Annotated in this window: 10 protein-coding genes; 3 read left to right on the top strand and 7 right to left on the bottom strand. The window is 71.8% G+C overall.

Features of this window, described 5'->3' with window-relative positions:
* Positions 1–73 precede the first annotated feature (73 nt).
* The 3 genes from RV986_RS31675 to RV986_RS31665 form a co-directional block, all read right to left on the bottom strand.
* Complete coding sequence (locus RV986_RS31675) at positions 74–865, bottom strand: LPXTG cell wall anchor domain-containing protein (RefSeq protein ID WP_475920655.1); 792 nt, start codon at positions 863–865, stop codon at positions 74–76.
* 238 nt (positions 866–1103) lie between these two features.
* The gene (locus RV986_RS31670; protein WP_475920654.1) at positions 1104–1616 is read right to left on the bottom strand and encodes an ATP-binding protein; all 513 of its coding nucleotides are present in this window, start codon (positions 1614–1616) and stop codon (positions 1104–1106) included.
* Between the two features lie 353 nt (positions 1617–1969).
* Entirely contained in the window at positions 1970–2338 is a 369-nt protein-coding gene (locus RV986_RS31665) for an STAS domain-containing protein (RefSeq protein ID WP_475920653.1), read from the bottom strand.
* Between the two features lie 238 nt (positions 2339–2576).
* On the opposite strand from RV986_RS31665, the gene RV986_RS31660 reads away from it, so the two are divergent.
* Positions 2577–3482, top strand: a complete 906-nt coding sequence (locus RV986_RS31660) for an RNA polymerase sigma factor SigF (protein ID WP_475920652.1) — start codon at positions 2577–2579, stop codon at positions 3480–3482.
* A gap of 231 nt (positions 3483–3713) precedes the next feature.
* Positions 3714–5240, top strand: a complete 1527-nt coding sequence (locus RV986_RS31655; RefSeq protein WP_475920651.1) for an RICIN domain-containing protein — start codon at positions 3714–3716, stop codon at positions 5238–5240.
* 8 nt (positions 5241–5248) lie between these two features.
* Here RV986_RS31655 and hutI read toward each other — a convergent pair whose 3' ends face one another.
* Genes hutI through hutU form a run of 4 tightly spaced genes read right to left on the bottom strand, consistent with a single transcriptional unit; the run spans position 5249 to position 10726 of the window.
* Positions 5249–6448, bottom strand: a complete 1200-nt coding sequence (gene hutI / locus RV986_RS31650; protein ID WP_475920650.1) for an imidazolonepropionase — start codon at positions 6446–6448, stop codon at positions 5249–5251.
* 35 nt (positions 6449–6483) lie between these two features.
* Complete coding sequence (locus tag RV986_RS31645) at positions 6484–7830, bottom strand: formimidoylglutamate deiminase (RefSeq protein WP_475920649.1); 1347 nt, start codon at positions 7828–7830, stop codon at positions 6484–6486.
* Positions 7827–9056 (bottom strand): allantoate amidohydrolase, encoded by a 1230-nt coding sequence (locus RV986_RS31640; protein ID WP_475920648.1) that lies wholly within the window; start codon positions 9054–9056, stop codon positions 7827–7829. The genes RV986_RS31645 and RV986_RS31640 overlap by 4 nt, the downstream gene beginning before the upstream one ends.
* Positions 9053–10726 carry a urocanate hydratase gene (hutU, locus tag RV986_RS31635; protein WP_475920647.1) on the bottom strand — a complete coding sequence of 558 codons (1674 nt, stop codon included), beginning with the start codon at positions 10724–10726 and terminating at the stop codon, positions 9053–9055. The genes RV986_RS31640 and hutU overlap by 4 nt, the downstream gene beginning before the upstream one ends.
* Positions 10727–10842: 116 nt before the next feature.
* Here hutU and RV986_RS31630 point away from each other — a divergent pair, with 116 nt between their 5' ends.
* Positions 10843–12330 (top strand): type III PLP-dependent enzyme domain-containing protein, encoded by a 1488-nt coding sequence (locus tag RV986_RS31630; RefSeq protein WP_475920646.1) that lies wholly within the window; start codon positions 10843–10845, stop codon positions 12328–12330.
* Positions 12331–12454: the final 124 nt, after the last annotated feature.

Below are 12454 nucleotides of genomic sequence, written 5' to 3'. Positions count from 1 at the left end.
GCTCCTGCGGGTCGTACGGGTTCCGGACCGTTCCGGGCGGGTTCCGGACGGCTCCGGACAGTTCCGAATGGCCTCAGCGGCGGGCTGCCTGATGCCGGCGCGTCAGCCACAGCGTGCCCGCCGCGCCCACCAGCAGCACCGTGCCGCCGAGGGTGCCGAGGGCGATCGCCGAGTCGGCGGGGCCGGTCTGCGGGAGCTGGCCACCGGAGTCCGCACCGGTCTGGGACCCACTGGTTCCGCTCGACCCGCTCGAACCGGATCCGCTCGAACCACTGGATCCACTCGAACTACTCGAACCACTCGAACCGCTGGAGCCGCTGGAGCCGCTGGAGCTCGAACCACCGCTCGCCGCCGTGACGTCGAGGGTCAGCGACGGCCCCGGGTTGTTCGTGGGCGTGCACGTGGTCGTCGTACCGAGTGCCTTGATGGTGAGCACACCCGCGGTGAACGAGACCTTGCCCGTCTTCGTCGGTGTGTAGGTGCCCGACAAGTCACTGATCTTGATCGGCGTGTTGGCGGGGATCGCGGCCGCGTTGGCCGGACCGCTCACCGCCACCGTGCCGCTGTCCGCGCCGCCCACCTTGATCACGGCGCTCGGGGTCATCGCGCCCTTGCCGAGTTCCACCGGGCTGGAGGAGACGCCCTTCTGCCAGGACATGGTGAGCTTGTAGCCGCTGCCGCTCTTGACGCTCGTGATGTCGATGGGCGAGACGGCGCTCTTGTCCCCGATCGGCGTCTTGCACTGGTAGTTGACGTCCACCACGGCGGCCTCGGCGGCGGGGGCGGCCATCAGCACCGCCGAGCCGGCCAGGGCCGCGGCGAACGCGAGCGCGGCGGTTCGTTTCTGGTACGTCCGGTACGACACGGGCCTGCCCCTCACTCCTGACAGTGACTCCTGGCGAATGTCTGATTCCTGACGGCACATCAGATCGGCCGTCAAGGTACGCCCGGGGTCTTGTGGAGGGAAGACAAAGTGCGCGCCGGATCTGAGGAGATCCGGCGCGCACGAAGTGACGTACGACGTCACCTGCCAGGTGACGTACGAAGAAGGGGTCGAACCGGGGGTAACCCAAGGTGGGAGTCGCGGGCGAGAACGGGTGGGGCTACGCGGGCGCCCCGAGTTCCGCCCACACGGTCTTGCCCGCGACCCCCGGGGTCCGTACGACCCCCCAGTCCAGGCACAGCCGCTGCACGATGAACATCCCGTGGCCGCCGGGGCGTCCGGCGCGGTGCGGGGTGCGCGGGGCGGGCTGGCCCGCGCCCCGGTCGGAGACCTCGACGCGCAGCACCTTGTTGTCGCAGGCGATCCGGAGCTCCTCCGGGCCCTCCGCGTGCAGACAGGCGTTGGTGACGAGTTCGGAGACGACCAGCAGGACGTCCTCGGCGGCGGCCCGCCGGTCGGCGCTCGCCGCGGGCAGCCAGCCCCAGTCGCGCAGCGCCTGACGGGCGAAGTCGCGGGCGAGCGGCACGACGCCGCTCTCGCCGTCGAAGCTCAGCCTGCGGGCCTGGCGCCCCCCGGGCGGGACGGCCCGGCCGCCCCCGGGCGTCCCGGAAGCGCCGCCGTCGCCCGACTCCGGGCCGCGGTCGCCCGGCGAGTAAGGCCGGGTGGTGCTCATCAGCGCTTCACCTCACCGATTCACCAGTTTCACCATTCAAGACTCAGTACTCGGCATGTGGTACGCATGGCAGGTACTTCTGCACTCAGGACGTTCGGAGCGGATCTCCACGACGCTCCCACCGATTGTTGCCGACATAGTCAGGATGTCTCCTGCCCGACCGATCCGCCGGAACACCCTCTTTGCCCGACGGAGAACGCGTGACGTCATTCGACGGGGAACGTGTGATGCGGGCGACACGGCCGGCCCGGCGGTCACACGCGGGAAATCCGGAGCACGCCGGGGCCGGATCTGAGGCCGGAGCCGGACCTGAGGCCGGAGCCGGACCTGAGGCCGGAGCCGGACGGCCCCGCCTAGTCGGCCAGGGCCGCATCGAGCGTCTCGTGAACGGTGAAGACGGCGTCCGCCCCGGTGATCTCGAAGACTCGGGCCACCACCGGCAGCATGCCCGCCAAATGGACTCCGCCACCCGCGGCCTCGGCCTTCAGCCGGGCGCCGAGCAGCACGTTCAGCCCGGTGGAGTCACAGAACTCCAGCCGTGAACAGTCGACGACGAGCCGGGCGTACCCCTTCTCGAGGCAGGCCTCAAGTGGCTCACGCAACAATTCGGCCGTGTGGTGATCCAACTCACCCGCGGGGACGACGACGGCACTCAAGCCCTCTTCCCGCACCTCGACAAGAAGCCGGCCCGACTGGGCGCTGCCCAACGTTCCGCGGTCCATGCCGTCTCTCTCCTGAGTGTCGCGACTCCTGATGTACGCACTCGAACACTACGCCTTCCTTACGAGCTCCGACACCCGAACAACCGCTAGAAAGCGGACATTTCGCCACGCAACACACTTGCGGGAGACGCGCGAAAGCGGGTAGGGCTAGGAGAGACAGCTATTCGACACGGCCGGCTTCGGAGGCGCCGCACACCGCAGTGCACGTATTGGCATCGGCGGCCATATGCCGAGAACGATGGAGGACATCATGTCACCCCGGCTCGACGCATCGCAGACCCAGACGGCGACGTCGACACTCCCTCTGGGACGCCCGGAGCCCGTCGAGGATACCGACGGACTCGCCGGACTTCCTGAGATCCCCCCGTACGACGAGGTGGGGCCGGTGGACGCACGGGCCCTGTCCAAAACGCTCTTCGCGCGGCTGGAGTCCCTCGAAGAAGGCACCCACGCGTACTCGTACGTCCGCAACACACTCGTCGAACTCAACCTCGCGCTGGTCAAGTTCGCCGCCTCCCGCTTCCGCTCCCGCAGCGAGCCGATGGAGGACATCATCCAGGTCGGCACGATCGGCCTGATCAAGGCGATCGACCGCTTCGAACTGAGCCGCGGCGTCGAGTTCCCCACCTTCGCGATGCCGACCATCATCGGCGAGATCAAGCGCTTCTTCCGCGACACCTCCTGGTCCGTACGCGTACCGCGCAGACTGCAGGAGCTCCGGCTCGACCTGGCCAAGGCGGGCGACGAACTCGCCCAGCGGCTGGACCGGGCCCCCACGGTGGGCGAGTTGGCGGAGCGCCTGGGCATCACCCACGACGAGGTCGTCGAGGGCATGGCCGCCTCGAACGCCTACACGGCCAGTTCGCTGGACGCCCAGCCCGAGGAGGACGACTCCGAAGGCGCGCTCGCGGACCGCATCGGCTACGAGGACCACGGGCTCGAAGGCATCGAGTACGTGGAGTCCCTGAGGCCCCTGATCGCCGAACTCCCGCCGCGCGACCGGCAGATCCTCTCGCTGCGCTTCGTCGCCAACATGACCCAGTCCGAGATCGGCGACGAGCTCGGGATCTCCCAGATGCACGTGTCACGGCTGCTGTCGCGGACGCTGGTGCGGCTGCGCAAGGGGCTGACGGTCGAGGAGTGACGGTCGAGGAGTGACGCTCCCCGCCCCCTCCGGCACCTCTTTTCAGCTCGTAGTGGTCCGGCTTTTCAGCTCAGAGTGGTCCGGCGCCGACGGCGCCGGACCGCTTTTTTTCTTGCGCCTCCTTCCTCCCTCTTTCCTCAAAGGGCCACCCCCGTCACGATGAGCACTCCAAACTGGCTGGTATGTCAGGACGGGAGCGAGTGACCGCACGGGGTACGAGGAGGCCGGCACATGGCTCAGGACGACGCGGGCGCGTCCGACACGCGGCTCACCGAACTGCTGAGCGCCGACACCCCCAGCGCGTATCCGGCCCTCCAGGAGCTCCGCGAACGGCACCGCCCCTCCGTCCTCGCCTACGCCCGCCTGTGCACCCGCAGCGAGTCGGCGGCGCGGCAGCTCGCGGCGCAGGCGTTCACCCTGGCGGCCCAGGAGTCGGCGCGCGGCTCGAACCCGAGCGTCCCCTGGCGCCACCGGCTCCTGCTGCTGGCGGGGCAGGTGGCCGCCTCGTGGGCGAGGGACGAACGGGCCGCCGGCCTCGACCCAGGTCTGCTCCTCGTGCTGAGCGCGGCCGGCCCCGGCGGGCCCGTGCCGCCCATGCTCGCCCCGTTCCAGTCCCTCCCGTCCCGCACCCAGGGCCTGCTCTGGTACCTGATCGTGGAAGAGGAACCCGCCGACCGGGCGGCCGTCCTGCTCGGCCTCACCCGTGAGGACGTGACGTACGGCGCACAGCCCGCGCTGCAGGCCCTGGGCCAGGCCTGTCTGAAGTCCCGGCTCGCCGCCTCCGACGACCCGCGCTGCGGGGACTTCCGACGGCTGATCGAGGAGTCGCTACGGCCGGACAACCCCCGTTCCAGCCCCGATCTGCAGGCCCACATGGCGCACTGCGCGCACTGCACGACGGCGTACGAGGAGCTGTCCGCCCTGCGCGACCATCCGCGCACCGCCCTGGCCGAGGGACTGCTGCCGTGGGCGGGCACGGCGTACGTCGTGAGCGAGGCGGGCGAACCCCTGCCCGGCGTCCCCGCCTCGTCGGGGCCCTGGCCGCCGTCCCGCCGTTCCGTCCTCACCTCGGCGGCGGCCCTCGGCGTCGCTCTGGTGCCGCTGCTGTTCGTCGTGCTGTCGTCGGGCGGCTCGCCGTCCCAGAACACGGCTGGCTCGGTCACCACCCCGTCGAGCGTGCCGCAGGTGACGGTGACGGCGACCGTCTCGGCGACCCCCTCGCCCCCGGCCCCGCTGCCCTCCGCGACCAGCAAGTCCCCTTCCCCGACTTCCCCGACTTCCCCGACGCGGAGCCCCTCCCCCTCGAGATCGGCCAGTCCGACGCCGTCCCCCACGCCCACCCCGGCCCACCCGCCGGGCAGCGGCTACGCCCAGGTCGTGAACCTCGCCTCGGGCCTGTGCCTGGACATCCGCGACGGCGATCCGACACAGGGCACGGACGTCGTCACGGCCCCCTGCACCTCGGCCCGCACCCAGCGGTGGCGGGTCGACTCCGGGCGCGGCGTCCTGCAGTCGTACGCCGACTCCGACCTCTGTCTGGACAGCCGCGGCTCCGTCGACAACGGCGTCGGGATCTGGGACTGCGGCTCGATCGACGGCAGCCACGGCCAGAACCTGAGGTTCACCGTGGACGACGACGGCGTGATCCACCCGTCCATCGCCCTCGAGACGGCGGTCACACCGAACGGCGGGGACAGCCTGTCCCTGCTGCCGCTCAACGATGGCGCGAGCCAGCGGTGGCGGGCCGGAGCCTCCTGACCCCGGCGTCAGACCTCGCGTACGCCGCGCCGCCAGACGCCGGTGACCAGCGGTACACCCGGCCGGTAGGCGAGGTGGACGTGGCTGGGCGCGTCCAGCAGGACCAGGTCGGCGCGGGCGCCGACGGTGAGGCGGCCGATGTCGTCACGGCGCAGGGCCGCCGCGCCGCCCGCCGTGGCGGACCACAGCGCCTCGTCCGGGGTCATCCCCATGTCCCGTACCGCCAGCGCGACGCAGAACGGGACGGACGAGGTGAAGGACGAGCCCGGGTTGCAGTCGGTGGACAGCGCGACGGTCACACCCGCGTCCAGGAGGCGGCGGGCGTCCGGCCACTCGGCGCGGGTCGAGAACTCGGCGCCGGGAAGCAGGGTCGCGACCGTACGGCCGCCGGCCAGGGCGTCCACGTCCGCGTCCGTGAGGTGGGTGCAGTGGTCGGCGCTCGCCGCGTCGAGTTCGACGGCGAGCTGGACGCCGGGGCCGTACGAGAGCTGGTTGGCGTGGACGCGCGGGTGCAGGCCCTTCGCCTTGCCCGCGGTGAGGATCGCGCGGGCCTGGTCGCCGTCGAAGGCGCCCTTCTCGCAGAAGACGTCGATCCAACGGGCGTACGGGGCACAGGCGTCGAGCATCTCGCCGGTCACCAGGGCCACATACGCGGCCGGGTCGTCTGCGTAGTCCGGCGGGACGATGTGCGCGCCGAGGTAGGTGACCTCGTCGGTGTGCGCCGCCGCGATGCGCAGCGCGCGGGCCTCGTCCTCGACGGTCAGGCCGTAGCCCGACTTGGTCTCGAAGGTGGTGGTGCCCTGGTGGAGGGCCTCACGGAGGTAGTGCGTGAGGTTGCGTTCCAGGTCCGCGTCGCCGGCGGCGCGGGTGGCGGCGACGGTGGTGCGGATGCCGCCCGCCGTGTAGCTGCGGCCCGACATACGGGCGTTGAACTCCTGTGTGCGGTCGCCCGCGAAGACGAGGTGCGAGTGGGAGTCCACGAAGCCCGGGATCACGGCCCGGCCACCGGCGTCGACCCGATTGTCAGTGGCGGGTGCTTCTCTTGAATCACCGGTCCACGCGATGCGGTCGCCTTCGATGACGACGGCCGCGTCCTGGATCAGACCGAGGGCGGATCTGTCACCGAGGGAGGGGTCGTTGGTGACCAGCGTGGCGATGTTGGTGATGACGGTGGTCGTGCCGGTGGTCGTGCCGGTGGTGCTGCTCATGGCGTCCTCGTGGGGGCGGAGTTCGGCGGTCGTCTCTAGGCGCGCAGGGCTTCGACTGCCTGCGCGAGGGCCTGCGGCACATCGGGAACAAGGGCGTGCGCTCCGTCTCGTACGACATGCCGACCGCCCACGACCGTGTGCCGTACGTCCGCTGCCGTCGCGGCGAATACGGCCGTCTCGGCGCCGAGGCGTGGCACCGGTCCCGCTGTTCTGACCGAGTCGAGGGCGATCGTCGTGAAGTCGGCGAGCGCGCCCGCTTCGAGGATGCCCGCGTCCTGCCAGCCGAGGGCCGCGTGGCCGTCGGCGGAGGCGGCGCGCAGCAGGGCGGCCGCCGTCCAGTGACCGCGGGTGCGGCTGCGCAGGCGCTCGTTCAGCTCCATCGCGCGGGCCTCTTCGAGCAGGTCGATGACGGCGTGGCTGTCGGAGCCGAGAGAGAGGGGCGAGCCCGCTCGCTGGAGGGCGACGGCGGGGCCGATGCCGTCCGCCAGGTCCCGTTCCGTCGTCGGGCACATGCACGTACCCGTCCCGGAGCCGCCCAGCAGCGCGATGTCCTCGTCCGTGAGGTGCGTGTTGTGGACGCCGGTCGTGCGCTCACCGAGGACGCCGTGGTCGGCGAGCAGCCGGGTGGGGGTGCGGCCGTGCGCCTCCCGGCAGGCGTCGTTCTCCGCCGTCTGCTCCGACAGATGCACATGGAGCGGGGCCCGCCGCTCCTCGGCCCAGCGCGCGACCGTCGCCAACTGTCCGGCGGGCACGGCCCGTACGGAGTGGATGGCCGCACCGATCCGTGCGTGATCACGTTCCTTGAGAAGTGAAGAGCGTTCCGCCCAGGCCTCCGCGCTGCCGTCGGAGAAGCGGAGCTGGTGGTGGTTGGGCGACTGTCCGAAGCCGGAGGACACGTATGCCGTGTCGAGGAGGGTGATCCGGATGCCGGCCTCGCCGGCCGCCGCGATGAGCGCCTCGCCCATGGCGTTCGGGTCGGCGTACGGGGTGCCGCCGGGCGCGTGGTGCACGTAGTGGAACTCGCCGACGGCCGTGACACCCGCGAGGGCCATCTCCGCGTACACCGCGCGGGCGAGCGCGTGGTAGGTGTCCGGGGTCAGCCGGTCCGCGAAGGAGTACATGATCTCGCGCCAGGTCCAGAAGGTGCCGGAGCCGACCTGGACGGTGCCGCGCAGGGCGCGGTGGAAGGCGTGCGAGTGGGCGTTGGCGAGACCGGGGAGGGTCAGTCCGCGGAGGATCTCGGCACCGGGGGGCGGGGTGTCGGCACCCATGCGGACGGCGGTGATGCGGCCGTCCGTCACCTCCAGGGCCACGCCCGGCTCGACGTGGGTGTCGAGCCAGGCGTGTTCCAGCCAGTACGTCCGCGTGTGGGGGTGCGTCACCTGCAGGCCAGCCCTTCGAGTACGTCGGCGAGTGCGGTCACCCCGGCCACGCAGTCGTCCTCGGCGGCGTACTCGGCCGGGGAGTGCGAGACACCCGTGGGGTTGCGTACGAACAGCATGGCGGTCGGGACGGTCCCGGAGAGGATTCCGGCGTCGTGTCCGGCGCCCGTGCCCAGGACGGGAACCGTGAGTCCCGCGGCCTCTTTCCCGTCCTTGCCCAGGATGCGGGCGAGTTCGTCGCGCAGGGCGTGCTCGAACTCGACGACGGGGGTGAACGACTCGCGGACGACGTCGAGTTCGACCCCGTGGGCCTCCGCGTACTCGCGGGCCGCCTTCTCGATGCCGGTGACGACCGTGTCCAGGGTCGGCTGGTCGACGGCGCGGGAGTCGAGCCAGCCGCGCACGAGGGAGGGGATGGCGTTCACGCCGTTCGGCTCCACGGCGATCTTGCCGAAGGTGGCGACGGCACCGGCGACCTGGGCCTCGCGGCGGGCGGCGAGCACGGTCTCGGCGTACGACAGCATCGGGTCGCGGCGGTCCACGAGCCGGGTGGTGCCCGCGTGGTTGGCCTCGCCCCGGAAGTCGAAGCGCCAGCGGCCGTGCGGCCAGATGGCGCTGGCGATGCCGATCCGGTCGCCGCTGAGGTCGAGGGCGCGGCCCTGCTCCACGTGCAGTTCGACGAAGGCGCCGATGCGGGCGAGGCGTTCGGGGTCCGGCCCGATGGTGCCGGGGTCGTACCCGGCGCGCTCCATGGCCTGCGGGAGCGTGATGCCCTCGGCGTCCGTGAGCCGGTGCGCCTGCTCGACGGTGAGCTGTCCGGCGGCCAGCCGGGAGCCGACACAGGCGAGCCCGAACCGGGCACCCTCCTCGTCACCGAAGTTGACGATGGCGAGGGGCCGGGTGAACTCCGCCTGCCGGGCGCGCAGTTCGTCCAGCGCGGCGAAGGAGGACACCACCCCGAGGGGCCCGTCGAAGGCCCCGCCGTCGGGCACGGAGTCGAGGTGCGACCCGGTGACGACGGCGTCCCCTTCGGCGGGGTCGCCGAGCCAGGCCCACTGGTTGCCGTTGCGGTCCAGCTCGTAGCGCAGCCCGCGTGACTCGGCCTGCGCCCGGAACCAGGCCCGGCAGTCGGCGTCGGCCGCGGTCCAGGCGAACCGGCGGTAGCCGCCGGACGCGGAGCTGCGGCCGATCGGCAGCAGCTCCGCCCACATGCTGTGGAAGGTCACGCGGCGCCGCCCTCGTCGCCTTCGCGCATCGGGATGCGCACGCCGCGCTCCTGGGCGACGGACTCGGCGATGTCGTACCCGGCGTCGACGTGCCGGATGACGCCCATGCCGGGGTCGTTGGTGAGCACGCGGCGGATCTTCTCGCCGGCCAGCTTGGTGCCGTCGGCGACGGAGACCTGGCCCGCGTGGATGGAGCGGCCCATGCCGACGCCGCCGCCGTGGTGGATGGAGACCCAGGAGGCGCCGGAGGCGACGTTCACCATGGCGTTCAGCAGCGGCCAGTCGGCGATCGCGTCGGAGCCGTCGAGCATGGCCTCGGTCTCGCGGTACGGCGAGGCGACGGAGCCGCAGTCGAGGTGGTCACGGCCGATGGCCAGGGGCGCGGCGAGTTCGCCGGACGCCACCATGTCGTTGAAGCGCTCGCCGGCCTTGTCGCGCTCGCCGTAGCCGAGCCAGCAGATACGGGCGGGCAGGCCCTGGAAGTGGACACGCTCACCGGCCAGCTTGATCCAGCGGTGCAGGGACTCGTTCTCCGGGAAGAGGTCGAGGATCGCCTTGTCCGTCTTGTGGATGTCGGAGGCCTCGCCGGAGAGGGCGGCCCAGCGGAAGGGGCCCTTGCCCTCGGAGAAGAGGGGGCGGATGTAGGCGGGGACGAAGCCGGGGAAGGCGAACGCCCGCTCGTACCCGGCGAGCTGGGCCTCGCCGCGGATCGAGTTGCCGTAGTCGAAGACCTCGGCGCCGGCGTCCATGAAGCCGACCATGGCCTCGACATGCTTGGCCATGGACTCACGCGCGCGGGTGGTGAAGCCCGCCGGGTCCTTGGCGGCCGCGTCGGCCATGTCGTCGAAGTCGATGCCGATGGGGAGGTAGGCCAGCGGGTCGTGGGCCGAGGTCTGGTCGGTCACGATGTCGATGGGGGCGCCCTCGGCGAGCATGCGGGGCAGCAGCTCGGCGGCGTTGCCGAGCAGACCGATGGAGAGCGGCTTGCGCTGGTCGCGGGCCTCGACGGCGAGCCGGAGGGCGTGCTCCAGGGAGTCGGCCTTCACATCCAGGTACCGGTGCTCGATGCGGCGCTCGATGGCGCGCGGGTCGACGTCGATACAGATCGCGACGCCGTCGTTCATCGTCACGGCGAGCGGCTGGGCGCCGCCCATGCCGCCGAGACCGGCGGTCAGGGTGATGGTGCCCGCGAGCGTGCCGTTGAACTTCTTGGCGGCGACGGCGGCGAAGGTCTCGTAGGTGCCCTGGAGGATGCCCTGGGTGCCGATGTAGATCCAGGAGCCGGCGGTCATCTGGCCGTACATGGTGAGGCCGAGGGCCTCCAGACGGCGGAACTCCTCCCAGTTCGCCCAGTCGCCGACCAGGTTGGAGTTGGCGATGAGAACGCGCGGGGCCCACTCGTGGGTCTGCATGACGCCGACGGGACGGCCGGACTGGACGAGCATCGTCTCGTCCTGCTTCAGGGTCCGCAGCGTGCGGACCATGGCGTCGAAGGAGCGCCAGTCGCGGGCGGCCTTGCCGGTGCCGCCGTAGACGACGAGCTTGTCGGGGTGCTCGGCGACCTCGGGGTCGAGGTTGTTCTGCAGCATCCGCAGGGCGGCTTCCTGCTGCCATCCCAGGGCACTCAGTTCCGTACCGCGCGGCGCTCGGACGGGGCGGGGTCCTGACATGGTCTGCCTCCCAGCGGATTGTTGCAGTAGATATTCACATCCTGAACTCTTGAATAGGGCTAGTCAATAGCTCCGTGGGCCAGCGCGGGCGCGGCGCGGATGTTTGGCTGGGATGTATGGGCACAGACAGGGACACGACGGGGGACTCGGTGAGCGACGGGGCGGAAGGGGCTGTGGGGTCTTCGGCTGGGCCTGGGGGGTCTTCGACGGGGCCTGGAGCGTCTTCGACGGGGCCTGGGGGGTCTTCGGCGGGCGGGGGCGAGGCCGGCGCTCGTCGTGTCGCGCGGCGTGACGAAGCCGTCCGGGCTGCCGTGGAGCAGGGGCTGCTGGGGCCGGGGACCTCCATCATCGCCCTCCTCGACGTTCCCGGCATCAAGGCCTCGGCGGCCGCGCTGCGGGCGGCCTTCGACGCGGTGACCGCCCCCGGCACCCCCGTACTGCACGCCTTCGCCGTGAAAGCGACCCCGCTCGTGCCCGTGCTGCGGCTGCTGCACGAGCACGGCATCGGCGCGGAGGTGGCGAGCCCCGGGGAACTCGCCCTCGCCCGCGCGGCCGGAGTACCGCCCGCCCACACCGTCCTCGACTCCCCCGCCAAGACGACCTCCGAGCTGCGCGAGGCGCTGGCGCTGGGGATCGCCGTCAACGCGGACAATCCGCAGGAGCTGGACCGCATCGACACGGCGGTGCGGTCGTCGGCCACCGGCTCCCCCATCGGAATCCGGGTGAACCCGCAGGTCGGCGCCGGTTCCATCGAGGCGCTGTCCACGGCGACGGCGACCTCGAAGTTCGGGGTCGCGCTGCGCGACGAGGGCGCCCGGGAGTGGATCGTCCAGGCCTACGCCGACCGCCCGTGGATGACCCGGCTCCATGCGCACACCGGGTCGCAGGGCATCCCGCTCCCGCTGATGGCGCGCGGGATCGCGGAGACGTACGCGCTCGCCGAGGAGATCAACCGGCACGTCGGACGGCGGCAGATCGACACGCTCGACATCGGCGGCGGACTGCCGGTCGACTTCGGCTCCGACATCACGGCGCCGACGTACGCGCAGTACGCCCGACTGCTCGCCGAGGCCGTGCCGGGGCTCTTCGACGGGCGGTACGGGCTGGTGACCGAGTTCGGGCGGTCGCTGCTGGCCAAGCACGGGACCGTGGTCGCGCGGGTCGAGTACGCGAAGTCCGCCGGGGGCCGGCCGGTCGCGGTCACGCACGCCGGGGTGCAGATCGCGACCCGCACGGTGTACGCGCCCGGATCCTGGCCGTTGCGGATCGCCGCGTACGACGCGAAGGGCCGCCCCAGGACGGGTCCGGAGGTCGTCCAGGACATCGCGGGGCCCGCCTGTTTCGCGGGCGACCTGCTCGCGGAGGGGCGGGCGCTGCCACTGCTCGAACAGGGCGACTACGTGGCCGCGCTGGACACCGGCGCGTACTTCTTCGCACACCACTACGGGTACAACTCCCTGGCCCGCCCCGGCGTCTACGGCTTCGGTCCGGATGCCGGGACGAGCGCGGGCGTGCGGTTCGCGGTCGTACGGGAGCCGCAGTCCCTCGACGAGATCGTCGCGGAGTCGGGCGGGGCACAGCCGGCGGCGCTCACCGGGTTCTAGGACCGCGGGGCACGGCGCTCACGGGATCGTCGCGCACCCCGCCGGACCTGCGAGCGCCCCCAAGCACGCCTTCACGACCCCCTGACCGGCCCCTGGACCGCCTCAAGCGGCCGGAAAATATGGT

This window comes from Streptomyces sp. RLA012 (assembly GCF_056270325.1).
This window is presented reverse-complemented; position numbering and strand designations above follow the sequence as displayed.